Annotated in this window: 24 protein-coding genes; 17 read left to right on the top strand and 7 right to left on the bottom strand. The window is 66.5% G+C overall.

All coding sequences use genetic code 11. The features are described 5' to 3' along the window. Positions 1-123 precede the first annotated feature (123 nt). The 11 genes from U5775_RS25775 to pyrF all read left to right on the top strand — a co-directional run bounded on the left by U5775_RS25775 (position 124) and on the right by pyrF (position 11,797). The gene (locus tag U5775_RS25775) at positions 124-1,107 is read left to right on the top strand and encodes an IclR family transcriptional regulator (RefSeq protein ID WP_322060935.1); all 984 of its coding nucleotides are present in this window, start codon (positions 124-126) and stop codon (positions 1,105-1,107) included. Then, the gene (locus U5775_RS25770) at positions 1,104-2,189 is read left to right on the top strand and encodes a 2-dehydro-3-deoxygalactonokinase (RefSeq protein WP_322060934.1); all 1,086 of its coding nucleotides are present in this window, start codon (positions 1,104-1,106) and stop codon (positions 2,187-2,189) included. The genes U5775_RS25775 and U5775_RS25770 overlap by 4 nt, the downstream gene beginning before the upstream one ends. A gap of 74 nt (positions 2,190-2,263) precedes the next feature. Continuing rightward, entirely contained in the window at positions 2,264-2,950 is a 687-nt protein-coding gene (locus U5775_RS25765) for a 2-dehydro-3-deoxy-6-phosphogalactonate aldolase (RefSeq protein ID WP_322060933.1), read from the top strand. Beyond that, positions 2,947-3,738 carry an SDR family oxidoreductase gene (locus tag U5775_RS25760; RefSeq protein WP_322060932.1) on the top strand — a complete coding sequence of 264 codons (792 nt, stop codon included), beginning with the start codon at positions 2,947-2,949 and terminating at the stop codon, positions 3,736-3,738. Before U5775_RS25765 ends, U5775_RS25760 begins: the two co-directional genes overlap by 4 nt. A 110-nt stretch (positions 3,739-3,848) precedes the next feature. Beyond that, positions 3,849-4,850: an arabinose ABC transporter substrate-binding protein gene (locus U5775_RS25755; protein ID WP_322060931.1), complete on the top strand. Its 1,002-nt coding sequence runs from the start codon at positions 3,849-3,851 to the stop codon at positions 4,848-4,850. Positions 4,851-4,989: 139 nt separating this feature from the next. Continuing rightward, the gene (gene araG / locus U5775_RS25750; RefSeq protein ID WP_322060930.1) at positions 4,990-6,501 is read left to right on the top strand and encodes an L-arabinose ABC transporter ATP-binding protein AraG; all 1,512 of its coding nucleotides are present in this window, start codon (positions 4,990-4,992) and stop codon (positions 6,499-6,501) included. 23 nt (positions 6,502-6,524) lie between these two features. Then, entirely contained in the window at positions 6,525-7,562 is a 1,038-nt protein-coding gene (gene araH, locus U5775_RS25745) for an L-arabinose ABC transporter permease AraH (protein ID WP_322060929.1), read from the top strand. A gap of 19 nt (positions 7,563-7,581) precedes the next feature. Continuing rightward, positions 7,582-8,406: an SDR family NAD(P)-dependent oxidoreductase gene (locus tag U5775_RS25740; protein ID WP_322060928.1), complete on the top strand. Its 825-nt coding sequence runs from the start codon at positions 7,582-7,584 to the stop codon at positions 8,404-8,406. Next, positions 8,403-9,317: an SMP-30/gluconolactonase/LRE family protein gene (locus tag U5775_RS25735; protein ID WP_322060927.1), complete on the top strand. Its 915-nt coding sequence runs from the start codon at positions 8,403-8,405 to the stop codon at positions 9,315-9,317. The genes U5775_RS25740 and U5775_RS25735 overlap by 4 nt, the downstream gene beginning before the upstream one ends. A gap of 322 nt (positions 9,318-9,639) precedes the next feature. Continuing rightward, positions 9,640-10,827 (top strand): aldose 1-epimerase, encoded by a 1,188-nt coding sequence (locus U5775_RS25730; protein WP_322060926.1) that lies wholly within the window; start codon positions 9,640-9,642, stop codon positions 10,825-10,827. 154 nt (positions 10,828-10,981) lie between these two features. Then, the gene (gene pyrF / locus U5775_RS25725) at positions 10,982-11,797 is read left to right on the top strand and encodes an orotidine-5'-phosphate decarboxylase (RefSeq protein WP_322060925.1); all 816 of its coding nucleotides are present in this window, start codon (positions 10,982-10,984) and stop codon (positions 11,795-11,797) included. Positions 11,798-12,271: 474 nt separating this feature from the next. Here the strand turns inward: pyrF and U5775_RS25720 are convergent, their stop codons facing one another. From U5775_RS25720 to thiL, 4 genes are all read right to left on the bottom strand, one after another. After that, the gene (locus tag U5775_RS25720) at positions 12,272-12,838 is read right to left on the bottom strand and encodes a cupin domain-containing protein (RefSeq protein WP_322060924.1); all 567 of its coding nucleotides are present in this window, start codon (positions 12,836-12,838) and stop codon (positions 12,272-12,274) included. 98 nt (positions 12,839-12,936) lie between these two features. Further along, on the bottom strand, positions 12,937-13,437 hold the full coding sequence (locus U5775_RS25715; RefSeq protein WP_322060923.1) for a CinA family protein: 501 nt from the start codon (positions 13,435-13,437) through the stop codon (positions 12,937-12,939). 112 nt (positions 13,438-13,549) lie between these two features. Then, the gene (locus U5775_RS25710) at positions 13,550-14,155 is read right to left on the bottom strand and encodes a phosphatidylglycerophosphatase A (RefSeq protein ID WP_322060922.1); all 606 of its coding nucleotides are present in this window, start codon (positions 14,153-14,155) and stop codon (positions 13,550-13,552) included. After that, on the bottom strand, positions 14,145-15,209 hold the full coding sequence (thiL, locus tag U5775_RS25705) for a thiamine-phosphate kinase (protein WP_322060921.1): 1,065 nt from the start codon (positions 15,207-15,209) through the stop codon (positions 14,145-14,147). Before thiL ends, U5775_RS25710 begins: the two co-directional genes overlap by 11 nt. A 185-nt stretch (positions 15,210-15,394) precedes the next feature. Here thiL and U5775_RS25700 point away from each other — a divergent pair, with 185 nt between their 5' ends. From U5775_RS25700 to U5775_RS25690, 3 genes are all read left to right on the top strand, one after another. Next, positions 15,395-17,689 (top strand): NADP-dependent malic enzyme, encoded by a 2,295-nt coding sequence (locus U5775_RS25700; RefSeq protein WP_322060920.1) that lies wholly within the window; start codon positions 15,395-15,397, stop codon positions 17,687-17,689. A gap of 470 nt (positions 17,690-18,159) precedes the next feature. Then, a complete protein-coding gene (locus U5775_RS25695; protein WP_322060919.1) occupies positions 18,160-18,504 on the top strand; it encodes a ribonuclease in 345 nt (114 codons plus the stop codon). Between the two features lie 16 nt (positions 18,505-18,520). Then, positions 18,521-19,078 carry a barstar family protein gene (locus U5775_RS25690; RefSeq protein WP_322060918.1) on the top strand — a complete coding sequence of 186 codons (558 nt, stop codon included), beginning with the start codon at positions 18,521-18,523 and terminating at the stop codon, positions 19,076-19,078. A gap of 149 nt (positions 19,079-19,227) precedes the next feature. On the opposite strand, the gene U5775_RS25685 is transcribed toward U5775_RS25690, so the two are convergent. Together U5775_RS25685 and U5775_RS25680 are read right to left on the bottom strand one after the other, a co-directional pair. Further along, positions 19,228-19,968, bottom strand: coding sequence for a 16S rRNA (uracil(1498)-N(3))-methyltransferase (locus U5775_RS25685; protein ID WP_322060917.1), 741 nt, complete (start codon positions 19,966-19,968; stop codon positions 19,228-19,230). A gap of 19 nt (positions 19,969-19,987) precedes the next feature. Beyond that, positions 19,988-20,401 carry a VOC family protein gene (locus U5775_RS25680; protein WP_322060916.1) on the bottom strand — a complete coding sequence of 138 codons (414 nt, stop codon included), beginning with the start codon at positions 20,399-20,401 and terminating at the stop codon, positions 19,988-19,990. 615 nt (positions 20,402-21,016) lie between these two features. Here U5775_RS25680 and tkt point away from each other — a divergent pair. Then, entirely contained in the window at positions 21,017-23,053 is a 2,037-nt protein-coding gene (gene tkt, locus U5775_RS25675) for a transketolase (RefSeq protein ID WP_322060915.1), read from the top strand. Positions 23,054-23,203: 150 nt separating this feature from the next. After that, a complete protein-coding gene (gene gap / locus U5775_RS25670; protein ID WP_322060914.1) occupies positions 23,204-24,214 on the top strand; it encodes a type I glyceraldehyde-3-phosphate dehydrogenase in 1,011 nt (336 codons plus the stop codon). A 77-nt stretch (positions 24,215-24,291) separates the two neighbouring features. On the opposite strand, the gene U5775_RS25665 is transcribed toward gap, so the two are convergent. Continuing rightward, positions 24,292-25,032: a FadR/GntR family transcriptional regulator gene (locus U5775_RS25665; protein ID WP_322060913.1), complete on the bottom strand. Its 741-nt coding sequence runs from the start codon at positions 25,030-25,032 to the stop codon at positions 24,292-24,294. Between the two features lie 253 nt (positions 25,033-25,285). On the opposite strand from U5775_RS25665, the gene U5775_RS25660 reads away from it, so the two are divergent. Next, positions 25,286-26,632, top strand: coding sequence for a C4-dicarboxylate transporter DctA (locus tag U5775_RS25660; RefSeq protein ID WP_322060912.1), 1,347 nt, complete (start codon positions 25,286-25,288; stop codon positions 26,630-26,632). Positions 26,633-26,651: the final 19 nt, after the last annotated feature.

Raw genomic sequence — 26,651 nt, 5'->3', positions numbered from 1 at the left:
GAAGTGCGCGGCCTCGTGCCGTCCGTCGTCATGCGCGAAGCGCACCTGTGCATTGCGAACCATGGCCCGCCCGCTGTCGCTCGACGTTGTGCGTCTATTCCCGTCTTTCTGAGCGGCCTCGCCATGAACAAAGCGATGTCCCCGAATCTCGCCGAGCGCTTCCCGGGCGCCGAAGACACCCCCGCCGCCGGATCGTCCGAAGCCGCCGCAAGCGCTCCGGCAGCGCCCGCCGCCGGCCACGCGCAACCGCAGACCAAATCGCGCGCCGGCGCCGACGAGATCGTCGGCCTGCCGGGCGCGCTGCTCGACGGCTCGGCGCAGGCCGGCACGCAGACGCTCCTGCGCGGTCTCGCGATCCTCGAAGCCGCCGCCGCCGGCGTGCGCGATCTGCGTTCGTTCGGCGCCGTGCTCGGCACGACGCGCAGCACCACGCACCGGCTCGTTTCGAGCCTCGTGCAGGCGCGCTATCTGCGCCAGGTGCAGGGCGGTTATCTGCTCGGCCCGAAGCTCATCGAACTGGGCACGATCGCGCTCGAGCAGATGCCGCTCACGGCCGTTGCGCGCGCGCACCTCGAAGCGCTCGCCGAGGCGACGCTCGACACGATTCACCTGGGCGTGCGCGACGGCGACGACGTGCTCTACATCGACAAGATCCCCGGCCAGCGCGGCCTCGAAATGCGTTCGCGCGTGGGGCACCGCATGCCGCTCGCGTCCACGGGCATCGGCAAGGCGATGATGCTCGACCTCGCGCCGCAGTCCTGGCGCGACTTGTTCGAGGCGTCGCGGCGCGCGCTAGCGGGCGTGAGTTTCCGTCCCGATCACAACCTCGAGCCCGACACCTTCCTCAAGCGCATGGCCACCTATTCGGCCGGCGGCTACACGTTCGATCTCGAGGAGAACGAAATTTCGATCCGCTGCGTGGCCGCGCCGGTGCGCGACGCGTCGGGGGCGATCGTGGCGGCGCTTTCGGTGGCGAGCACGATTCCCTACATGCCGCTCGAACGCATGGACGAACTGATTCCGGTCGTGCAGCGCGAGGCGCGCGCGATCTCGCAGGAACTCGGCTGGCGTGTGCCGCAGCCCGCCACGCGCAGGATTCGCCGATGACCTTGCGCACGACCGCCTCACATCGCGAACGGAGCAAGCCCGATGCAGCCAGGGCGAAGCGCGCCGTGCTCATCGCGCTCGACTGGGGCACGACTTCGCTGCGCGCGTACCTGTTCGATGCGGCGGGCGAGGTGCTCGATACGCGCATCTCGACGGCCGGGATCATGAACTTGCCGGTGCCGGCCGAAGAGGGCGGCTTCGACGCCGCATTCGACGAGGCCTGCGGCGTGTGGCTCCGCGCGGGTGCGCTGCCGGTGCTCGCGGCGGGCATGGTCGGCAGCGCGCAGGGCTGGGTGCAGGCGCCATATGTGGAAACGCCCGCGGGCGAAGACGCGCTCGTGGCCGGCATCGTCAAGGTGCGCGCGGCGTGTGGCGTGGAGCTGGCCGTCGTGCCGGGCGTGCTGGAGCCGGGCGCGCTGCCCAACGTCATGCGCGGCGAGGAAACGCAGATCTTCGGTGCCCTCGGTGTACCCGGTGCGCAAGCCGATGCGGACGCGGCCTCCGCGACCCAGCCGGCGGGGCAGGCAGCAAACCCGGCAGCGAACCAGACAGCGCTGATCGGCCTGCCCGGCACGCACGCGAAATGGGTCGTGGTGGAGGGCTCGCGCATCGCGCGCTTCTATACCTTCATGACGGGCGAGGTCTACGCCGCGCTCACGGCGCACACGATCCTCGGCCGCACGATGAAGCGGCCCGTCGCGCCCGATACGGCGGCGTTCCTGCGCGGCGTGACGGTGGCGCGCGAACACGGCTGCGCGGGCGTGCTCGCGACCGCGTTCAGCACGCGCACGCTGGGCCTCACCGACCAGCTGGCCGCCGACGAGCAACCCGACTATCTCTCAGGTCTCCTGATCGGTCATGAGCTGGCGGGGCTCGAAGCGGTGCTCTCGCGGCGCGACGTGGATCTGACGGCCTGCGCGCCGCAGCTGATCGGCGCCGATGCGCTCTGCGAGCGCTATCGGCTCGCGCTCGCGCAGTTCGGCTGCGGCGGTGCGCAGATCGTGCGCCAGGCGACCGAGCGCGGCCTGTGGCGCATTGCGGTGCGCGCGGGCCTCGTGATCGGCGCGGATCAGACGGTGTGAGCAGGGTATGAGCGGCGGCGTGACCGGCGCAAAGCACGCAAAACACGCAGAACGCAAACCACAGGACTAGCACGATGGAACCCGAGTTGAATTTGCCTGCCCCGTACACGCCTCATGCGGGCTTCATGACCGCGTTCGGCGCTTGCCCGATGATCGCGATCATGCGCGGCATCAAGCCCGCCGAGGCCGCCGACCATGGCCGCGCGCTCTACGAGGCGGGCTTCAGGGTCATCGAGGTGCCGCTCAATTCGCCGTCGCCGCTCGAGAGCATCGCGGCGCTGCGCGCGGCGCTGCCCGCCGACGTCCTGATCGGCGCGGGCACCGTGCTCACGACGGAGCGCGTGCGCGACGTCAAGGCAGCGGGCGGCGAAGTGATCGTGATGCCGCACGCGGACACCGAGGTGATTCTCGCGGCCAAACTCCAGGGCCTGGCCTGTGTGCCGGGCGTGGCGACACCGACCGAAGCGTTCGCCGCACTCAAATGCGGCGCCGACGCGCTCAAGATGTTCCCCGCCGAGCAACTGGGCCCGGCAGTGACGAAGGCGTGGCGCGCCGTGATTCCCGGCGCCGTGCCGCTCTTGCCCGTGGGCGGCGTGAAGCCCGACAACATGGGGCCGCAACTGGCGGCGGGCGCGAGCGGGTTCGGCCTTGGCTCCGCGCTCTACAAGCCGGGTCAGGACGTGGCGGCCACGCGCGCGAACGCGCTCGCGTTCATCGCGGGCTGGAGCGCGACGCAAAGCGCGCAAGGAGCGAAAGCGTGAATCGTCTCGCGGGCAAGGTCGCACTCGTGACGGGCGCGGGACGCGGCATCGGCGCCGCGATCGCGCGCGCGTTCGCGGCCGAAGACGCGGCGGTCGTGATCGCCGAGCTCGATATTGCGAGCGCGCAGGTGACGGCGCGCGAAATCGCCGAATCGATCGGTAACGGGGTCGGCGCCGCGAAGGTGCTCGCCGTGCAAACCGACGTCACGCAAGCCGCGTCGGTGCAAGCCGCCGTGGCCGAGGCCGAGCGCGCGTTCGGTCCCGTCGACGTGCTCGTGAACAACGCCGGCATCAACGTGTTCGCCGATCCGCTCACGATGAGCGACGACGACTGGCGCCGCTGCTTCGCCGTCGATCTGGACGGCGTCTGGAACGGCTGCCGCGCCGTGCTGCCGGGCATGGTCGAGCGCCGCGCGGGCAGCATCGTGAATATCGCCTCGACGCACGCGTTCCAGATCATTCCGGGCTGCTTCCCGTACCCGGTCGCCAAGCACGGCGTGATCGGCCTCACGCGCGCGCTCGGCATCGAGTACGCGCCGAAGAACGTGCGCGTGAACGCGATCGCGCCGGGCTACATCGAGACGCAGCTCACGCACGACTGGTGGAACGCGCAGCCCGACCCCGAGGCGGCGCGACGTGCGACGCTCGAATTGCCGCCGATGAAGCGCATCGGCCGCCCCGAGGAGGTCGCGATGACGGCCGTGTTCCTCGCATCGGACGAGGCGCCGTTCATCAACGCGAGCTGCATCACGATCGATGGCGGGCGCACGGCGCTCCATCACGAATAGATAAGGCAAGAACACGCAGCACTTTCGCCGCAGCGCTGGCCGCGCGCGGGCGGATGAAGAAAAAGCGGCCGCCACCTTCCCGTGACTGAAGAAGACAGGAGACTGACACCATGCAACGCAGGATTTTCCTCACGCTGTTGGCCGCCGCGACTACCGCCGTGCTGGCCCAAGCGCCCGTCGCCCAGGCCGCCGACCAGGTCAAGATCGGCTTTCTCGTGAAGCAGCCCGAGGAGCCGTGGTTCCAGGACGAATGGAAGTTCGCCGAGATGGCCGCCAAGAAGGACGGCTTCACGCTCGTGAAGATCGGCGCGCCTTCGGGCGAGAAGGTCATGAGCGCGATCGACAACCTCGCCGCGCAAAAGGCCCAGGGCTTCATCATCTGCACGCCTGACGTGAAGCTCGGACCGGGCATCGTCGCCAAGGCCAAAGCCGACAAGCTCAAGATGATGACCGTGGACGACCGTCTCGTCGACGGCGCGGGCAAGCCGATCGAGTCCGTGCCGCACATGGGCATCTCCGCCTACAACATCGGCAAGCAGGTGGGCGACGGCATTGCCGCCGAGATCAAGAAGCGCGGCTGGGACATGAAGGACGTGGGCGCCATCGACGTGACCTACGAGCAACTGCCGACCGCGCACGACCGCACGACGGGCGCGACCGACGCGCTCGTGGCCGCGGGCTTCCCGAAGGCGAACATCGTTGCCGCGCCGCAGGCCAAGACCGACACGGAAAACGCCTTCAACGCCGCCAACATCGCGCTCACCAAGAACCCGCAGTTCAAGCACTGGGTGGCGTACGGCCTGAACGACGAAGCCGTGCTGGGCGCCGTGCGCGCCGCAGAAGGCCGCGGCTTCAAGGCCGACAACATGATCGGCATCGGCATCGGCGGCTCGGACTCGGCGTTGAACGAGTTCAAGAAGCCGGAACCGACGGGCTTCTACGGCACCGTCATCATCAGCCCGAAGCGTCATGGCGAGGAAACGTCGGAGCTCATGTACGCGTGGATCACGCAAGGCAAGGAGCCGCCGATGCTCACGCTCACGACCGGCATGCTCGCGACGCGTGACAACGTGAACCAGGTGCGCGAGCAGATGGGTCTCGCCGCGAAGTAACGGCGCGACAGCCCTGCTTGAAAGTTGGGATGGAAGCGGTTTGAAGTGTTTCCCGCTGCAAGGCGGCCCGGTGCGCGAGTCATGCATGAATGAAGCGCGCGCCGGCCGCGCGCGGCGAATCGAATGAGAGGAAACCGAAGTGTCAGCGACACTGCGTTTTGACAATATCGGCAAGGTGTTTCCCGGCGTGCGCGCGCTCGACGGCGTGTCGTTCGACGTGCACGCGGGCGAAGTGCATGGCTTGATGGGCGAGAACGGCGCGGGCAAGTCCACGCTGCTCAAGATACTCGGCGGCGAATATCAGCCGGACTCGGGCCGCATTTTGATGGACGGCAACGAGGTGCGCTTCGCCGATGCGGCGGCGTCGATCGGCGCGGGCATCGCCGTGATTCACCAGGAGCTGCAATACGTGCCCGACCTCACGGTCGCCGAGAATCTGCTGCTGGGCGCGCTGCCCAATGCGCTCGGCTGGGTCAAGCGCGGGCAGGCGCGCAAGTTCGTGCGCGAGCGTCTTACCGCGATGGGCGTGGATCTCGATCCGGCCGCGAAGCTGCGCAAGCTCTCCATCGCGCAGCGCCAGATGGTGGAAATCTGCAAGGCGCTGCTGCGCAACGCGCGAGTGATCGCGCTCGACGAGCCCACGAGCTCGCTCTCGCACCGCGAGACCGAAGTGCTCTTCAAGCTCGTGCGCGAGCTGCGCGCCGACAACCGCGCGCTCATCTACATCTCGCACCGCATGGACGAGATCTACGAGCTCTGCGGCGCCTGCACGATCTTCCGCGACGGCCGCAAGATCGCCTCGCACGAGCAGCTCGCCGATGTGAAGCGCGCGACGCTCGTAGCCGAAATGGTGGGCCGCGAGATCAGTGACATCTACAACTACGCGCCGCGCGAGCACGGCAAGGTGCGCTTCGCGGTGCGCGGCGTGGAAGGCCATCCGCTCGCGCAGCCGGCGAGCTTCGAGGTGAAGGCGGGCGAGATCGTCGGCTTCTTCGGGCTCGTGGGCGCGGGCCGCAGCGAGCTCATGCAATTGATCTACGGCACGCACAAGCGGCGCGCAGGCGAGATCGAGCTCGACGGCAAGCCGATCCGCGTGAAGAGCGCGAGCGACGCGATTCGCCAGGGCATCGTGCTGTGCCCCGAAGATCGCAAGGAGCAAGGTATCGTTGCGATGGCAACGGTTTCGGAGAACATCAACATCAGTTGCCGCCGCCACTTCCTGCGCGCGGGCATGTTTCTCGATCGCAAGAAAGAAGCGGAAACGGCGGACCGCTTCATCAAGCTCCTGAAGATCAAGACGCCGAGCCGCCGCCAGAAGATCCGCTTTCTCTCGGGCGGCAACCAGCAGAAAGCGATTCTTTCGCGCTGGCTCGCGGAGCCCGACCTGAAGGTCGTGATTCTCGACGAGCCCACGCGCGGCATCGACGTCGGCGCGAAGCACGAGATCTATAACGTGATCTACCAGCTCGCGGCGCGCGGCTGCGCGATCGTGATGGTGTCATCGGAATTGCCGGAGGTGCTTGGCGTGTCGGACCGCATCGTGGTCATGCGCGAAGGCCGCATTTCCGGAGAGTTGCCGCGCAGCGCGGCGAGCGAACACGCGGTGCTGGACCTGGCGCTGCCGCAAGGCACGCAGGCGTTGGCCGCATGAGTGGACGGGGAGGAGTGACTGAAATGCAAGCCAGAGAGAACCTGGCGGCCGACGCCGCCGACGCAGCGAAGAGCGTGGCGCAAAGCGCCGCCGACGCGCTGATTCCCAAGACCAGCGACAAGCAGAAGTGGTGGCAGCAGATCACCGAATACAGCCTGATCGTGATCTTCGTGGTCATGTTCATCGTGATGTCGCTGACCGTCGATCATTTCTTCTCGATCGAGAACATGCTCGGCCTCGCGCTGTCGGTCTCGCAGATCGGCATGGTGGCCTGCACGATGATGTTCTGTCTCGCCTCGCGCGACTTCGACCTTTCGGTGGGCTCGACCGTCGCGTTCGCGGGCGTGCTCTGCGCGATGGTGCTCAACGCCACGAACAATACGTTCATTGCGATCGTCGCCGCCGTGGCCGCGGGCGCCGCGATCGGCTTCGTGAACGGCGCGGTGATCGCGTATCTGCGCATCAACGCGCTGATCACCACGCTCGCCACCATGGAAATCGTGCGCGGCTTGGGCTTCATCGTCTCGCACGGCCAGGCCGTGGGCGTCTCGTCGGACACCTTCATCGCCATGGGCACCGCGTCGTTCTTCGGCGTGCAGTTGCCGATCTGGGTCACGCTCGTCTGCTTCATCGTGTTCGGCGTGATGCTCAATCAGACCGTGTACGGGCGCAATACGCTCGCGATCGGTGGCAATCCGGAAGCGTCGCGGCTCGCCGGCATCAAGGTCGAGCGCACGCGCGTCTGGATCTTCCTGATCCAGGGCGCGGTGACGGCGCTCGCGGGCGTGATCCTCGCGTCGCGCATCACCTCGGGTCAGCCGAATGCGGCCGAAGGTTTCGAGCTGAACGTGATTTCGGCGTGCGTACTCGGCGGTGTCTCGCTGCTGGGCGGCCGCGCGACGATCTCGGGCGTGGTGATCGGCGTGCTCATCATGGGCACGGTCGAGAACGTGATGAACCTGCTCAATATCGACGCGTTCTATCAGTACCTCGTGCGCGGCGCGATCCTGCTCGCGGCGGTGCTGCTCGACCAGTTGAAGAACCGCGGTGCGCGCGATTGAAGATGAGGAGCCTTTGACGATGTCGTCTTCCGCCAATACGCCTGCCGACGCAACAGCGCGCCACGCGCATGAAAGCTACGCGCGCTACCCGAGCCTCGCGGGCCGCGTGGTGCTGATCACGGGCGGCGCGACCGGCATCGGCGCGTCGTTCGTCGAGCACTTCGCCGCGCAGGGCGCGCGCGTGGGCTTTCTCGACGTCGACGCGAGCGCGGGCACGGCGCTCGCCGATTCGCTCGGCCGCTTTTCCCAAAACCCGCGTCACAAGCCCGTGTTCGTGTCGTGCGATGTCACCGATATCGCCGCGTTGCGTGCCGCCGTCGCCGACCTGAAGGCGGCGCTCGGTCCCATCGAGGTGCTCGTGAACAACGCCGCGAACGACCGCCGCCACACGCTTGCGGAAATCACGCCGGAGTCGTTCGACGCGGGCGTCGCCGTGAACCTGCGGCATCAGCTCTTTGCCGCGCAGGCCGTGGCGGAGGACATGAAGTCCGCGCGCGCGGGTTCGATCATCAATCTGGGATCGATCAGCTGGATGCTCAAGCAGGCGGACTTGCCGGTCTACACGATGTGCAAGTCGGCGGTCCAGGGCCTCACGCGCGGGCTCGCGAAGGAACTGGGGCAGTACGGCATCCGCGTGAATTCGCTGGTGCCGGGCTGGGTGATGACCGGGAAGCAGCGGCGCCTGTGGCTCACCGACGAGGGGCGCGAGGCCATCAAGCGCGGGCAGTGCATCGACGCCGAGCTGCTGCCTGAAGATCTCGCGCGCATGGCGCTCTTTCTCGCGGCCGACGACAGCCGCATGATCACCGCGCAGGACATCGTGGTGGATGGAGGCTGGGCATGAGCGCAAACGAGGGCGGAGCGAACGAAGCGGTGGCCGAACTGCTCGTGCACGCCAAATGCGAGCTGGGCGAAGGCGCGACCTGGTGCGCGCGCAGCGGCCGGCTCTACTGGACCGATATCGAAGGCAAGCGGCTCTCGCGCTACGACACGCGCGACGGCAAGCACACGACGTGGGACATGCCCGAACGCCTCGCGTGCTTCGCGCTCTGTGAGGACGAACGCACCTTGCTGCTGGGCCTGGAATCGCGGCTCGCCTTCTTCGACCTGGAAACGGGCGCGATCGACTCCATCGTCGAGGTCGAGCCGGGCGTGCCCACGCGCCTCAATGACGGACGCTGCGACCGCCAGGGCCGCTTCGTGTTCGGCACGAAGTACGAGGGCGCGCCAATGCAGGCGATCGGCGGCTTCTACCGCCTCAATCACGACCTCACGCTCGAACGTCTGCCGCTGCCCGCGCCCGCGATCTCGAACAGCATTGCGTTCAGCCCGGACGGCTCGACCATGTATTACTGCGATTCGCCCACGCGCGAGATATGCGCATGCGATTACGGCGCCGATGGAACGATTGCAAACGAGCGCAGCTTCGTTGTCCTGACTGACGAGAACGGCGTGCCGGACGGCTCGACTGTCGATGCCGAAGACGGCCTCTGGAACGCGCAATGGGGCGGCGAACGCGTGGTGCGCTACGCCGCCGATGGCCGCGAGACCGAGCGCGTAAAGATTCCCACAGCGCAGCCAAGCTGCGTTACGCTCGGCGGTGCGTTGCTGGACACGCTTTATGTCACGAGCGCGCGTGCGGAAATGAACGAGGCAGAACTCGCACGCGAGCCGCATGCTGGCGGCGTATTCGCGGTCCGGATCGGCCGCGTGGGCCTTGCGGAGCCGCTGTTTCAGGGGCGTCGGCCCGCTTGAGGCCGGGTATTAAGCGTTGCCTGAAAGACTTCGGGATTCACTCGCGGGACGGCTCGTGCGTGCCGTCCCGCGATCATCGCGCCCGCCGCGCGAGACAGCGCACGCGACAACCGGACGGATAGTCGTTGTTCTTCGGCAACAGATGCAGTCGATCGGTAGTGCGCAGTTGGCCTTGCCAGTACGAACAGAAGGAGAAGGGCGAACACAAGAAGCGGCCGCAGGCCCGTGCGCGAGCGAATAAAAGCGGGCGCACGAAGTCGCAAGGCCACCGGTGAGCCGCCTTTTGCGGCGGCAATCAAACATGCCTCTCGAGGAGCATCTTATGAGCGTCGCGAATTCCGCTGTGCGTCAACCCACCCGTTCCAGCGTCTCTGCCGGCGCGCCCGCCGCCGCCGTGCCGAGGGCAGCCGATTCATCGCCGTCGTCCGTCTCCCCCGCCGCCGCGCGCCGCGCGCGGCTCGAAGCCGCCACCCATCCCGTGCTGCCGGGGCCGAGCACCTCGGCGGTCGCGATCGGCGCGGCGCGTACCGGCGACGTGGCCTGCGTGACGCTCGCGAACGCGTATCTGAGGCTCGACGTCGCGCCCCAACTGGGCGGCGGAATCACGCGTTTCGACTGGCGCAGCGAAGGCGCGCTCGAACCCGTGTTCCGGCGCTGCGAGCGCGTGAGCGCGCGCATGGACCCGAACGAGCTCGCCTGCTACCCGCTGCTGCCGTATTCGAATCGCATCGGCGAGGGGCGCTTTCACTTTGGCGGACGCGACGTCAAAGTGCCGTGCAATCGCGCGGGCGAGCCGCTGCCGATTCACGGCGACGGATGGCTCGCGCCGTGGACCGTCGAAGACGCCGACCACGAGCGCGTGCGTCTCGTGCTCGACCGCAGCGGCGGCGAACCTTATGCGTACCGCGCCGTGCTCACCTATGCGCTCGACGGCGCGACGCTCGCGATGACGCTCGAAGTGGAGAACACGGGCCACGAGGCGCTGCCGTTCGGCCTTGGCATGCACCCGTTCCTGGCGCGCGACGCGAGCACCGAGCTTTCCGCGCCCGCGAGCGGCCTGTGGCTCGCGGGCGCCGACTGGCTGCCCGTGCGCCACGTGCCCGCGCCGCCCGCGTGGCAGTTCGGCGTGGCGTATCCGCTGCCGGCGCAGATGGTCAACCACGCCTTCAGCGGCTGGAGCGGCCGCGCGGCCGTGGTCTGGGAGCGCCGCCGGCTCTCGCTCTCGATCTGCGCGAACACCGACTATTACGTGCTCTACACGCCGCCCGGCGAGCGCTTTTTCTGCTTCGAGCCCGTCGATCATCCGATCAACGCGGTCAATCTCGAAGGCGGCGGCGGGGCGCATGGCATGACCGTGCTGGGCCATGGCGAGCGGCTCGTGCGCGCGTTCAGCTTCACGGTTGAGCGCATGGACATCCGCGCGGCGGCGAAGCCGCACCGCGAGGGCACGCGCGGGCGGGCCGGGGCGCGCGGCGCGAAGGGCGCGCGTGGGCGGCGGCAGGCGGGGTGAAGGGGTTCGCGAGCGCGTTCGCGGCTTGGCGCGAGGTGGGCGCTTCAGAAGGACACCGACGGGGCCCGGAAGGAGCGCCGACGGCCAAGCCGGGTAAAATACGCGCCGTTTTCCTCTGTTCCTTCTCCTCAGCGGCTCGCCGCGGGCACTCATCATGACTTCCTTCACCCAGACCCTCGACGCCGCCTGGCAGCGCACCGGCTCGCTGCTGTGCGTCGGCCTCGACCCCGAGCCCACGAAATTCCCGGCCGCGCTGGCGGGCCGAAGCGACGCAATCTTCGAATTCTGCCGCGACATCGTCGACGCCACGGCGCCCTATGCGTGCTCGTTCAAGCCGCAGATCGCCTATTTCGCCGCGCACCGCGCCGAAGACCAGCTCGAAGCGCTGATCGCGCATATCCACGAGAAGCATCCGGGCCTGCCCGTGATCCTCGACGCCAAGCGCGGCGACATCGGCAGCACCGCCGAGCAGTACGCGCGTGAAGCCTTTGAGCGCTTCAAGGCCGACGCCGTGACGGTCAATCCCTATATGGGCTACGACTCCATCGAGCCGTGGCTCGCGCACGAGGGCAAGGGCGTGATCGTGCTGTGCCGCACGTCGAACCCCGGCGGCTCCGACCTGCAATTCCTGACCACCGATGGCAAGCCGCTCTACCAGGTGGTCGCGTCGCTCGCGGCGCAGAAGTGGAACGCGAGCGGCGAGCTCGGCCTCGTGGTGGGCGCGACGTTCCCGAAGGAAATCGAGACGGTGCGCGCGCTCGTCGGCGACATGCCGCTCCTGATTCCCGGCATCGGCGCGCAAGGCGGCGATGTCGAGTCGACCGTGAAGGCGGGCCGCACGGCCAACGGCACGGGCATGCTCATCAACTCATCGCGCGCGATCATCTACGCGAGCAAGGGCGAGGATTACGCGCAGGCGGCTGCAACGGCCGCCGAAGCGACGCGCGACAAGATCAACGCGTATCGCTGATGCTGTCGCGGTCCGGTGCCCAGGGCGCCGGACCGCCTGAATGTCTCGGACCGAAATCTGTATTTACGCGCCACAAATTAAGACATTTCCCTGTCGTTCTTAAATAATTAAGAACATTCTTATTCGCCCTCCGATGCTCCGTCAGTAACATCGCTATCAATGGCTGGCGAGATGTCGGAAGGACTCCGAAATTCCTCCACTGACTAGTCGCGGTTCTGGCATCTGTGCTGCACGGCGGCCGGTGCGCGACTACCGTGGCTCGCGACGACGAGCGCGCAGATCGTTCAGGCAAACGTTTTTAGTCGACGAATGGAGACCGTCGCCACTCAGGCGGCGGTACGCAGAACACGCTGTAGGGAGCGTGTCGCGGAGGGTCGGAGTGACCTTCCGCATTTGGCAGGGCCTTGGCGGCGCATCCTTGAATCAGGATCGCCGCTTCTTTTTTGTGCGGCGCCCGGCGGCAAAGCGCGGGGCTCAGTCTTTCTTCGCGGCCGCGACCATGGGCTGCTTGCCGAACAGCTCGATGATCGCCCGATGCAGCGGATAGCGTTCGGCGAGCGCATTCGCATCCGCAATCTCGAATTCGCTGAACTCGAACCCCGGCGCGACCGTGCAGCCCACGAGCGCATACGTGGACGGATCGCAGCAGCGTGCCGCGAACCAGTGTCCCGCGGGCACCACCGCCTGAAAAACCGTGCCCGGATGGTCGAGCGCATGGCCGAGCTTGCGCGTGGAGAGGACGCCGCGGTCGTCGATCGAATGGATCTCGACGGGCGCGCCCGCATAGAAGTGCCAGAGTTCGTCGGAGCGGATGCGGTGCCACGCCGAATAGGCGCCGTTCGCGAGCAGGAAGTAGATCGCGGTCGAGGCCGTGCGCGGGCCTTCGGTGGCCGGTGCGCCGTCGCGGCGGATCAGCTTGTCCGAACGGTAGGTTTCGCTGTAATAGCCGCCTTCGGGATGCGGTTCGAGCCCGAAGCGGCGGATCAACTCGTCGACGGCGCTGGCGGTGCCCGCCGGATCGGCTAGTCTGGTGGTGGTCATGGTTCGGCCTCCTTGTCCTTGTGGATCGCACGAAGCTGTCAGGTTCCGGTAGGGTAGGTCATCTCCGGACGCCCGGCGCTTAAGGAGGCCGGACGCCCTTAGCGTTCCTTTTCGTCGATCAGGGCCAGCAGCCCGCGCAACGCGTGCGCGGCGGCCTGCACGCGGATCTGCTCGCGATCGCCCTTGAAGACCAGCGTTTCGACGCTCGTATGCAGCCGGTTGCTCCAGCCGAACGACACCATGCCGACCGGCTTTTCCGGCGTGCCGCCCCCCGGACCGGCAACGCCCGTGATGGCGAGCGAAACTTGTGCCCGGCTGTTGCGCAACGCGCCTTCGGCCATCGCGCGCGCGACCGGCTCGCTCACGGCGCCGTGCTTCTCGATGAGCTCGGCGGGCACGCCGATCATCTCCGTCTTCGCCTGGTTCGAATAGGTGACGAAGCCACGCTCGAACCAGCCGCTGCTGCCCGAAATATCGGTGATCGCCGCGGCGACCATGCCGCCGGTGCAGGACTCGGCGGTGGCGAGCATGAGCCGGGCGTCGCGCAGCTTGTTGCCGGCGCGGATGGCGAGTTGATGAACGACCGAATCGGTAGGCATGGCGGCGGGTCCGTGGCGGGGTGTTCTTGTGCGGTGGGGGTGGAGTGCTTTGCGGAGCGTGGCGGCGTGGCTGTGTGGCTGTGTGGCTGTGTGGCTCTGGCTTGCGCGGCGCTCAGACCGACATGCGCCAGAGCGCGACCACGAGCAGCGTGAAGAACGCGGCAACGAGGTCGTCGAGCATGATGCCGAAGCCGCCCTTGAAGCGGCGCTCGAAATAGCGGATCGGCGGCGGCTTCACCATGTCGAACAGGCGAAAGACGATGAACGCCCAGAGTTTGCCCATGAAGTCGATGGGCGTGATCATCAGCAGCACGAGCCAGAACGCAATGATCTCGTCCCAGACGATGGCCGAAGGGTCTTCGCTGCGCAGCATTTTCGCGGTGAAACCGGTGATGCCGATGCCCGCGAGATAGCCCACGATGATCAGCAGGCCCCAGTCGAGCACTGTGAAGTAGCGGTTGAGCACCTCGAAGGCCGCCCATGCGAACAGCGTGCCGGCCGTGCCTGGCGCGAGCCGCGAGAGTCCCGAGCCGAAGCCGAGCGAGATGATGTGCAGCGGATGCGTGAGCATGAACGGCGCATCGGCGCGGCGCGGGCCCTTGGGGGCGGCGTTCGCGGCACTCGTGGCGGTTGTGCCGTTCGTGCCGGCGGAGGCCGGAGCGGGCTGGCCGGCCGTCGCGAGTTTGTCGGCGGGCGAGGGCGTGGGGTCAGTCTGCATGAAAGTGATCGAAGCCTTGCAACGTCAGGTTGAGCGGCGCACCGGAGGCGTCGCGCCACGCGATGGCTGGCCACGCCGGCTCGCTGCCCGGGATGGCCGCGGGCGTGCCAGGCGTTCCATGCGACGAGGGGCGTGCGGCCGTATCGAGAATATCGGGAGCAGTGATTGTACCGATGCGCGTCACGCGCACGCCCGCCTGTTGCGCGGCTGCCTCGACGGCTCCGCGCTGCGCTTGCGCCGCCGTGAAACAGAGTTCGTAGTCGTCGCCCCCCGCGAGCGCGCACTGCAACTGCAGTTCGCGCGGCAGGCGCGCGAGCGCTTCGGAGAGCGGCAGCGCATCCACGTCGATCTCGGCATTCACATGGGAGCGCTCGAGGATGTGCCGCAGGTCGCCCGCGAGTCCGTCGGAGACGTCCAGCGCCGCGCGCGCAATGCCGGCGAGCGCGAGGCCGAGCGCGACGCGCGGCTCGGGGTATTCGAGCGCACGGCGGAAATGGGCGGCGTCGGCGTGCTCGATCCGCGCTTGCGGCCACTCCCCGCGCAGCACGGCCAGGCCCGCGCGCGCGTCGCCGGGCGTGCCCGAGACCCAGATGTCGTCGCCGGGCTGGGCCGCATCGCGCCGAAGCGCGGTGTCGTGCCGAACCGAGCCGAACACGGTGATGCACAGATTGAGCGGCCCGGCCGTGGTGTCGCCGCCGATCAGTTCGCAGCCGTGCCGGTCGGCCAGCTCGAAAAGCCCGCGGCTGAACGCTTCGAGCCAGTCTTCGCGCGGTTTCGGCAGCGCGAACGCGAGCGTGAAGCCGAGCGGCGCGGCGCCCATCGCCGCGAGGTCGGAGAGATTCACGGCGAGCGCCTTGTGGCCGAGCGCATGGGGATCGACGTCGGGCAGAAAGTGACGGCCCTCCACGAGCATGTCCGTGGAGACGGCGAGCGTCTCGCCGGCGGCGGGCGCGATGAGCGCGCAGTCGTCGCCGATGCCGAGCGCGGCGCGGCGCGTGTTCGTACGTGCGCGTTGCGCGAAATAACGGTCGATCAGGGAGAACTCGGAAAGCATGACGAAAGGTCTATGTCGAATGACTCGGGTGGTCCGGCGCGAGCCGCGCCGGAGGGGCGTTCCCCTCATCCAGGTCGCGGCAGCTGCGCCCGAACTGAAAAGAATGCGGTTGGGGATTGGCGCTACAATGCGTCGAAATCCGCGTTTGAATTGCCATTCTAATCCGCACCCACGGCCTGCCACTCATGTCGAATTCATCCACGAACAAGCTTCGCGAAGCTGCCCTCGACTATCACGAATTTCCTGCACCGGGGAAGATCGCGATCGCGCCGACCAAGCAGATGATCAACCAGCGCGACCTCTCGCTCGCGTACTCGCCGGGGGTTGCGTTCGCGTGCGAGGCGATCGTCGAGAATCCGCTGAACGCCGCGCGCTTCACGGCGCGCAGCAATCTCGTGGGCGTGGTGTCGAACGGCACGGCCGTGCTCGGCCTCGGCAATATCGGGCCGCTCGCCTCCAAGCCGGTCATGGAAGGCAAGGCGGTGCTGTTCAAGAAGTTCGCGGGCATCGACGTGTTCGACATCGAGCTCAACGAGTCGGACCCGCACAAGCTCGTGGACGTGATCGCCGCGCTCGAACCCACGTTCGGCGGCATCAATCTGGAAGACATCAAGGCGCCGGAGTGCTTCATCGTCGAGCGCGAAGCCCGCAAGCGCATGAAGATTCCGGTCTTCCACGACGACCAGCACGGCACCGCCATCGTCGTGGCGGCGGCGTTCACCAACGGCCTGAAGGTCGTGGGCAAGGACATCAAGAAGGTGAAGCTCGTGGCGTCGGGCGCGGGCGCGGCGGCGCTGGCCTGCCTCGACCTGCTCGTCGACCTCGGCCTGCCGCTAGAGAACATTTATGTGACCGACCTCGCGGGCGTGGTCTACAAGGGCCGCACCGAGCTGATGGACCCGGACAAGGAGCGCTTCGCCCGCGAAACCGAAGCGCGCACGCTCGCCGAAGTGATCGAAGGCGCCGACATTTTCCTCGGCCTCTCGGCCGGCGGGGTGCTCAAGCAGGACATGGTCAAGCAGATGGCCGAAAAGCCACTGATTCTCGCGCTCGCCAATCCCACGCCGGAAATCCTGCCGGAGCTCGCGCTCGAAGTGCGTCCGGACGCCGTGCTCGCCACGGGCCGCACGGACTACCCGAACCAGGTGAACAACGTCTTGTGCTTCCCGTTCATCTTCCGCGGCGCGCTCGACGTGGGCGCGACCACCATCACGCGCGAGATGGAAATCGCCGCCGTGAATGCCATTGCGGAACTCGCGCGCCAGGAGCAGAGCGACGTCGTGGCCACGGCCTACGGCATCCAGGATCTGCAATTCGGGCCTGAATACCTGATTCCGAAGCCGTTCGATCCGCGCCTCATCGTGAAGATCGCGCCCGCGGTCGCCAAGGCGGCGATGGATTCGGGCGTGGCGACCCGGCCGATCGAGGACATGGACGCCTACGTGCAGCATCTGCAGCAGTTCGTCTATCACAGCGGCACGACCATGAAGCCGATCTTCCAGCTCGCGCGTGCGGCGGATCCGGAGAAGAAGCGCATCGTGTTTGCCGAGGGTGAGGAGGAGCGCATCCTGCGCGCGGTGCAGATCGTCGTCGACGAAAAGCTCGCGAAGCCCATCCTGATCGGCCGCCCGGCGGTGATCGAGCAGCGCATCGCGCGCTACGGCCTGCGCCTGGTCGCGGGCCAGGACTATACGGTGGTCAACACCGACCACGACGAGCGCTATCGCGACTTCTGGCAGGCCTACGCCAAGCTCATGGCGCGCAGGGGCATCACGGCGCAGATGGCCAAGATCGAAATGCGCCGCCGCACCACGCTGATCGGCGCGATGCTCGTGGAGCGGGGCGAGGCCGACGGCATGATCTGCGGCACGGTCAGCACGACGCACCGCCATCTGCACTTCATCGACCAGGTGATCGGCAAGAAAGCGGGCTGCAACGTCTATGCGGCGATGAACGCGCTGGTGCTGCCGAACCGCCAGATTTTCGTGGTCGACACGCACGTGAACGTCGACCCGACGCCGGAGCAGCTCGCCGAAATCACCATCATGGCCGCGGAAGAAGTGCGCCGCTTCGGCATCGAGCCGAAGGTCGCGCTGTGCTCGCATTCGAACTTCGGCTCGAGCCTCGCGCCTTCGGCGCAGAAGATGCGCGATCTGCTCGAAATCCTCAAGGAGCGCGCGCCGGACCTCCAGGTGGACGGCGAGATGCACGGCGACGTCGCGCTCGACGCGAACCTGCGCCGCGAGATCCTGCCGGAGTCGACGCTCGAAGGCGACGCGAACCTGCTCGTCATGCCGAACATCGATGCGGCGAACATTTCGTACAACCTGTTGAAGACGGCGGCGGGCAACAACATCGCCATCGGACCGATCCTGCTCGGCGCGGCGAGGCCCGTGCACGTGCTGACGGCTTCGGCCACGGTGCGCCGGATCGTTAATATGACCGCGCTGCTTGTCGCGGATGTGAACGCTACGCGTTAAGCGATGCGCTAACTAACGCATCAATCGACGCGTTAGTTAAATCGCTCCAGTCAGGTCCATGTCTCATACCGGCGGCGGCGTCCGCCGCCGGTCCCTCCGCCGTGCTCCAGGTTCAATGCCTGACGTCGTACCGGCACCGTTTTCTTTCTTGTAAAATTTACCGATTTGCCGCTTTTGCGCGGTCAAGCGTTGTGCGCCATTGCCGGGGCAAGATTGCTTCCGGTGACCATTAGCGATACCCTTACACCTTTCATGGTCGTCGAACGCGTGATCCGAGAGGCGGAAATCCGTAGATGGTACGTATAGGACTGCCTGACGAAATCACAGCGGAAATCACGGCGCAAGACGGTGGCGCATTGGCCCGATCGGCAAATGCAAGTCATTGTTCTGGCGAGCGTTCTGCAAGGCGTTCGAGCGGTATCCGTTGTTGGGCTTCGGCTGCGTCAGGTTTTTTTCTGGCGGCAGCGTTCGTGTTCCCGCAAGGCGCCGCGGCGCGCAACCAGGCGCCGGACGATGCCGGCGCGCCGGTTAGTACCGTGAGCGTGGGCGAGTTGCCGCGTGAAGCGGTCAATACGCTCAGTCTGATTGCCGATGGCGGGCCTTATCCGTTCGAGAAGGACGGCGTCGTATTCGGCAATTACGAGCGGCAGTTGCCGCGGCATCGGCGTGGCTACTATCACGAATACACCGTCCCGACGCCCCGTGCGCACAATCGTGGCGCGCGGCGCATCGTCTGCGGCGGTGCGCTCAGACGCACGGACAACTGCTATTACACCGACGACCACTACGCAAGTTTTAGACGAATTGTTGAATGACACCGGGAAAAGCGGCATGAGCGATAACACTTACGCGCACGACCCGCGGGTCGCGAGCGATCTGTTCGCGTCCGGCGAGGGCAACCTGTTCCAGCGCGTCATGCAGATGCATCACGACGACCAGCAGCGCGAGGCCGCGCGCAGGGGCGAGGCGAATTCATCGAACGAGGAGGCCATGGACCTGTTTGCGACCGTCAGGCCGAATATCGTCCAGTCGATCCGTGCGTTCCGCGTGCAGGATCTCGCCGACGAGGCGCAGCGGCTGCAGCAGCATTTCCTCTACGCGTTTTGCGCCAATGCGCAGACCAAGCAGGAAGTGCTCGAAACCATTGCCACATCGTTTCTGTTTCCGAAGCATTTCGGCAAGAACTACGATGGTTTGTACGACTGCCTGACCGATCTGGTGCAGAAGGCCGGCGAGCAGCCCGGCTTCGTGATCGTGCTCGATGGTCTGCCGATCGCGCAGAAGTTCGACAAGGACGGGCGCGAGACGCTGCTCGACGTGTTCCGCGAAGCTTCGGAGTACTGGGCTGAGCGCAAGGTGCCGTTCCGCGTTTTTTATTCGTTCGCCTGAGCGATTGCGGGACGCCGTGGCTTGACCCTTGAGCGCCGTCGCATTCTTGCGACAAAAAAACGCAGACCTGCCGCATGACGACATGCGGCGGGCCTTGTCATTTTTACCTGCCTTGCGCCGTTCTTCGCGCGATCCCTTTGCGCAGACCTTTACCAGCCGCCCCAGCGCGCGGCCAGTGCCGCGAGCACGGCGATGCCGGCCGTCTCGGTGCGCAGGATGCGCGGCCCGAGCCCCACGGCGATGAAGCCGTGCTCGAGCGCCGCGGCTTCTTCCGGCGATGAAAAACCGCCTTCGGGGCCCACCAGCACGGTGATCTCGCCTTGTGGCGGGGTGTGCGGCAAGGCGGCAAACGAGACGTTCGCGCGCGGCGAAAGGAGCACGCGCAACTCGCCTTCGCCCGGCGTCTTGGGCAGCGAGCCGAGCCAGGTGCCGATCTCGCGCGTGGCGGCGACTTCGGGCATGCGGTTGCGTCCGCACTGCTCGCACGACGCCTGCACGATGCGCTGCCAGTGAACCTGGCGGCGCACGGCGCGCTCGCCCACGAGGCGCACGACGCTGCGCGAGGTCGTGAGCGGCACGAAGTTCGTCGCGCCCAGCTCGACCGCCTTTTCGATCAGCCAGTCCATCTTGTCGCTGCCGGCGATGCCTTGCGCGAGCGTGAGCCGGTACGGCGGCTCGGTTTCGAGATCGCGGAACGCTCCGACGCGCACCTGGGTGTCGCGGCGTTCCATGGCGATGATCTCGGCGCTGAATTCACCTCCCATGCCGTTGAACAGCACAATCGTGTCGCCGGGCTGCAGGCGCAGCACCTGAACGTGTCGCGTCACTTCATCGGGAAGCGTGAAGACGTCGCCGGACTGCAAGGAATTTCCGACGAAAAAACGGGGCATAAGACAGGTTCTCATTGCTTCATGACAGATGGCGAGCAAGCGCCCAGCGGTAGCCGTCGAGGTCTTCGACCTGAGCAAAACGGTCACCCCAGAACTGGTCCTGCGGCTCGCTCAACGATTTCGCGCCAGCGACCAGCGCTCGCGCATACACCGCGTCGACATCGTCGACGTAAAGGTAAAAGGATTGGGGGGCGATCGCGTCCGAGCTCTTCGGCGTGCGCGCTGTCGAACCGAATGCGCCCTCCGGCGCGAACATTACGATCAACTGGTCGTGATAGGTCATTTCCACGTGCATCACCGCGCCGTCGTCCTCCACGCTGTCGCGCACCGCAAAGCCGAAAGCCGCCCGGAAAAATTCAATCGTGGCGCGCGCGTCACGCACCGTCAGATAGGGCGTTAGCCACGGCACGCCTGCGGGGCGGGGTGGGGTCATCGGATATCTCCAGGTTCGGGTTTCGGGCGAGGCGGAGGCTGGACGGCTGGTCTGGGGGCGTCTGATACCCAAAAAACATAGGGAACCCCGCGATTCTCCAACGTCGCGCCTCCTAAAGCTGTAGGACTTGGCCTAGTTTAATCTTGGCCCAACCGGGGCGCCGCCAGGAATGGAAACCGGCCCACGGGCGGCCAAGGCCAGGCAAAAGATTGGGTTTAAATCGGGACGGATAACCGAAAAAATAGGGCAATAGCCGCATTATACGGTCGCCAAGGCGGCCCGCCGCGGCCCGGTGCCGCGCGCCAGCGCGAGTTCCGAGGATGGACGTGCGCGTGCCGGGCGCGGCGAATGCCAATCGCGCTTCGGTGCACCGCGGTTTCCGGCCCGACCCTGGTGCCGGAAAGGTCCTGCAGCCAGGGAAAGTCCCCACGATCTGCTAGAATATCGCCCTTTGCAGCCCTGTCCGTTTGCTCTGGCCGTTTGCGTCTTCCTGGCGCCGCATCGCGCGCCGCAGCGAACATTTCTGCCGAGCCTCCGGAACCGTACGCTGCTGCGCGAGCACTGTTGAACACAGCCGCCCAAGCCGCTTTTTGCACTCGTTCCCCCGGACTCGACATGACGACCTCGTCCTCTCCCGCTACCACCCAGTTGATGGCCAACGCGATCCGCGCGCTGTCCATGGACGCCGTTCAGCAAGCGAACTCCGGTCACCCCGGCATGCCCATGGGCATGGCCGAGATCGCCGTCGCGCTGTGGTCGCGTCATCTGCGCCATAACCCGACCAACCCGCACTGGAGCGATCGCGACCGTTTCGTGCTCTCGAACGGCCACGGTTCGATGCTGCTGTACTCGCTGCTGCATCTGACCGGCTACGACCTGCCGATGGCGGAGCTCAAGAACTTCCGTCAGCTCCACTCGAAGACGCCGGGCCACCCCGAGTACGGCATCACGCCGGGCGTCGAGACCACCACGGGGCCGCTCGGCCAGGGTCTCGCGAACGCGGTCGGCATGGCGCTGGCCGAGGCGCTGCTCGCCGCCGAGTTCAACAAGGCCGATGCGAAGATCGTCGATCACCACACCTACGTGTTCGTCGGCGACGGCTGCCTGATGGAAGGCATCTCGCACGAAGCCTGCTCGCTCGCCGGCACGCTCAAGCTGAACAAGCTGATCGCGTTCTACGACGACAACGGCATCTCGATCGACGGCGACGTCGTCAACTGGTTCCACGACAACACGCCCGAGCGCTTCGAAGCCTACGGCTGGAACGTGATCCCGCACGTGGACGGCCATGACGTGGACGCCGTCGACGCGGCCATCCAGAAGGCCAAGGCCTCGGACAAGCCCACGCTGATCTGCTGCAAGACCATCATCGGCAAGGGCGCGCCCACCAAGCAGGGCGGCCACGACGTGCACGGCGCGGCGCTCGGCGCCGAAGAAATCGCCAAGTGGCGCGAAGCCGCGGGCTGGAAGTGGGAGCCGTTCACGCTGCCGCAGGAAGTCTACGCAGACTGGGACGCCAAGGAAGCCGGCGCGAAGTTCGAAGCCGCATGGAACGAATCGTTCGCGGCGTACCGGTCGAAGTACCCGGCCGAAGCCGCCGAGTTCGAGCGGCGCATGGCCGGCAAGCTGCCCGCCGACTGGGCGCAGCAGGCCGCGGCAATCGTCGCCGGTGCCGATTCGCGCAAGGAAACCGTCGCCACGCGCAAGGCCTCGCAGCAAGCCATCGAAGGGCTCGCCGCGGTGCTGCCCGAGCTGCTCGGCGGCTCGGCCGACCTGACCGGCTCGAACCTCACCAACTGGAAGGCCTCCAAGCCCGTGCGCGCGGCCAGGGAAGGCGAGACCGGCATCCAGTGGGGCAACCACATCAACTACGGCGTGCGCGAGTTCGGCATGAGCGCGGCGCTCAACGGCATCACGCTGCACGGCGGCTACAAGGCGTTCGGCGGCACCTTCCTGACGTTCTCGGACTACAGCCGCAACGCGCTGCGCGTGGCCGCGCTGATGAAGTGCCCGTCGATCTTCGTGTTCACGCACGACTCGATCGGCCTCGGTGAAGACGGCCCGACGCACCAGTCGATCGAGCAGGTCGCGAGCCTGCGCCTGATCCCGAATATGACGCTCTGGCGTCCGGCCGACACCGTTGAAACGGCGGTGGCCTGGACCGAGTCGATCACGCATCACGGCCCGTCGTCGCTGGTGTTCAGCCGCCAGAACCTGCAGTTCAACGAGCGCACCGACGCCCAGATCGCCAACATCGCGAAGGGCGGCTACGTGCTCAAGGACTGGAACGACGACATCCCGAGCCGCAAGATCATCCTGATCGCCACGGGCTCGGAAGTCGAACTGGCGATGAAGGCCGTCGAGCCGCTGCAGCGCGAAGGCATTGGCGCGCGCGTGGTGTCCATGCCGTCCACGAACGTGTTCGACCGCCAGGACGCCGAGTACAAGGAACGCGTGCTGCCCAAGGGCGTGCGCCGCGTGGCGATCGAAGCGGGCGTGACCGACTTCTGGCGCAAGTACGTGGGCCTCGAAGGCGGCGTAGTCGGCATCGACACGTTCGGCGAATCGGCCCCGGCTGGCGTGCTGTTCAAGCACTTCGGCTTCACGGTCGATCACGTCGTCGCGACGGCCAAGGCCGCGCTCGACAACTAAGTTTTGCTCACGGGGCCGCCTTGCGCGGGCCTGTTGTTTTCCGGATTGTTTTACGGAATTCGTTGTGCGCGTTCCGCCATGCCGCCCCAGCGCGGCGGGCCGCGCCAGCCGCACCGGTATCAGGATTTTTCAGCCCTCAGGAGATAAACCATGACCATTCGCGTCGCTATCAACGGCTACGGCCGCATCGGCCGTAACACGCTTCGCGCGTTCTACGAGAACGGCAAGAAGCACGACATCCAGATCGTTGCGATCAACGACCTGGGTGACGCGAAGACCAACGCGCATCTGACGCAATACGACACGGCGCACGGCAAGTTCCCGGGCGTTGTGACGGTGGACGGCGAGTACCTCGTCGTGAACGGCGACAAGATCCGCGTGCTGGCCAACCGCAACCCGGCCGAGCTGCCGTGGGGCGAGCTGGGCGTCGACGTCGTGATGGAATGCACGGGCTTCTTCACGACCAAGGAAAAGGCCAGCGCCCACCTGAAGGGCGGCGCGAAGAAGGTGATCATCTCGGCGCCGGGCGGCAAGGACGTCGACGCGACGATCGTCTACGGCGTGAACCACAACGTGCTGAAGGCATCGGACACGGTCATCTCGAACGCATCGTGCACGACCAACTGTCTGGCGCCGCTGGTCAAGCCGCTGAACGACAAAATCGGCCTCGAAACCGGCCTGATGACCACGATCCACGCGTACACGAACGACCAGGTCCTGACCGACGTCTACCACGAAGACCTGCGCCGCGCGCGCTCGGCCACGCACAGCCAGATCCCGACGAAGACGGGCGCCGCATCGGCGGTCGGCCTCGTGCTCCCGGAACTGAACGGCAAGCTCGATGGCTACGCGATCCGCGTCCCGACCATCAACGTGTCGATCGTCGATCTGTCGTTCATCGCCAAGCGCGACACGACGGTCGAAGAAGTCAACGCCATCATGAAGGAAGCTTCGGAAGGCGCGCTCAAGGGCATCCTCGGCTACAACGAAGCGCCGCTGGTTTCGGTCGACTTCAACCACAACCCGGCATCGTCGACGTTCGACGCCACGCTCACGAAGGTCTCGGGCCGTCTCGTGAAGGTGTCGAGCTGGTACGACAACGAGTGGGGCTTCTCGAACCGCATGCTGGACACGGCGGTTGCTTTCGCGAACGCGAAGTAAGCACCGCTGCGTTGCCGGGCCTCGCAGCCCGGCAAGTGCCACCAAAAACCGCCCCTCGGGGCGGTTTTTTTTCGACCTTATTTTTCGGCGACGACGATGTCCGGCGTTGAGGTGGACGAAGCGGCGGGCGAGGGCGGCGTCGGGAAATAGACACCCGCGCGCTGGGCCGCGCTGGCGATATGCGCCTCGATGGCCGCGCCTGCGGCCCCGCTGTCGCGCGCCTTGAGCGCCGCGACGATCAGCCCGTGCTCGCGGTGCGTGGAGAGCACGAGCTCGCGCCGGTAGAACGGCATGCGCTGGCTTTCCTTCATGATGTCGGCGCTGCTGCGCAGGATCGATTCGATCGCCGCATTGCCCGCGAGACTCACGATGCGCATGTGGAATTCGAAGTCCAGTTGCGCGGCCTCGTCGAGCTCGTCGCAGGCGAGCGCCTCGTGCAGCGTGTCCGTGTTGTGCTCGAGCCAGGCCACGTCGGCGTCGCCGATCGCGAGCGCCGCCATGCGCGCGGCGAAGCCTTCGAGCGCATAGCGCATCTGGTAGGTGTCGGGCAGCGACGACTGATCGGCGAAGCGCCACGGGTGCGCGCTCGTGGCCTGTGCGCTCGTCACGTACACGCCTTTGCCCGCGCGAATCGAGAGCATGCCGAGCGCTTCGAGCGTCGAGAGCGCCTCGCGCAGCGACGCGCGGCTGATCGCCAGCTCCTCGGAGAGCTGCCGCTGCGCGGGCAGCAGGCTGCCGACCGGGTACAGGCCGCCTTCGATCCGTTCGCGGATCGTGGCGATGGCGGCGTCGGTGACGGTATGCGGAAGGTTCTTCATCGGATGGCGCGGATGCCCACGTGGTCTGACCTGTATTGTAGTCCGGCGCGGTGCACCCGTATGGTGCGCCGCATCAAAGCCCTGCTGGTGCGGGCGCGGCGGTAGGTCATGCAGGTCGGTGAACTGGTCAGACCGCGCAAGGGTAAACACCGCACGCCATTTCCTTGACTCCACTATATCGGCTTTCTACTATTTGCCATAACGGTACTGGTCAGACCAGTAAGAACAGTTGCTTGCCCCCAAGGAGACAGTCGTGAGGAAGTTCTTCAATTCGCTGTTTGGTCGCGTGGTAATTGCCCTCGTGCTGGGTATCGTAGTCGGCGCGATATTTCCCCACTTCGCCCAGTCACTGCGGCCGCTCGGCGACGGCTTTCTCAAGCTCATCAAGATGGTGATCGGCCCGATCGTGTTCTGCGTGGTCGTGAGCGGCATGGCGCACGCGGGCGATCTGAAGAAGGTGGGCCGCGTCGGCTTGAAGTCGGTGATCTACTTCGAGGCGATGACAACCGTTGCGCTCGTGATCGGCGCCGTGCTCGCGTATCTCACGCGTCCGGGCGCCGGCATGAACGTGGACCTGCATTCGCTCGACGCGGCCTCGCTCGCGACCTACACCGAGCACGCCAAGAGCCTCAAGGACACCGCCGCCTTCCTGCTGAAGATCATTCCCGACACCGCGTTCGACGCGTTCGCGAAGGGTGACATCCTGCAGATCCTCGTGTTTTCGGTGCTGTTCGGCAGCGCGCTTTCGCTGCTCGGCCCGAAGGCGCAGCGCGTGAACGTCATCATCGACGAGCTCTCGCAAGTGTTCTTCCGCGTGATGGGCTTCATCATCAAGCTCGCGCCGCTCGGCGTACTCGGCGCGATCGCGTTCACGACCGGCACCTACGGCGTGGCCTCGCTCAAGCAGCTCGGCTTCCTCGTGATCGTGTTCTACGCGAGCTGCGCGGTGTTCGTCGTGATCGTGCTCGGCATCGTGATGCGGCTGGCGGGCTTCAGCATCTTCAAGCTGATCCGCTATCTGCGTGAAGAGCTCTCGATCGTGCTCGGCACCGCGTCGTCGGACGCCGTGCTCCCGCAGATCATGCGCAAGCTCGAATGGATGGGCGTGAAGGACTCCACCGTGGGCCTCGTGATCCCGACCGGCTATTCGTTCAACCTCGACGGCTTCTCGATCTACCTCACGCTCGCCGTGATCTTCATCGCGCAGGCCACCAACACGCCGCTTTCGATTCACGACCTGATCGTGGTGGTGCTCGTGTCGCTCATCACGTCCAAGGGCGCGCACGGCATTCCCGGCTCGGCGATCGTGATTCTCGCCGCCACGCTCTCCGCGATTCCCGCCATCCCCGTGCTCGGCCTCGTGCTGATCCTGCCCGTGGACTGGTTCGTCGGCATCGCCCGCGCGCTCACTAACCTGATCGGCAACTGCGTCGCCACGGTGGTGGTCGCCGTCTGGGAGCGCGACATCGACCGGGCGCGCGCCAAACGCGTGCTGAACTTCGAGCCGGGCTACCTGTACGTGCCGGCGGGCGAGGGCGACGAAGCCGGCGCCCACGCGGACGACACCGCGCTCGGCGGCAAGCCCGCACACGCGCTCTGAATTCCTTGCGCCGCCCGCC

This window comes from Paraburkholderia sp. J63, assembly GCF_905220245.1.
Taxonomy (GTDB): Bacteria; Pseudomonadota; Gammaproteobacteria; order Burkholderiales; family Burkholderiaceae; genus Paraburkholderia.
This window is presented reverse-complemented; position numbering and strand designations above follow the sequence as displayed.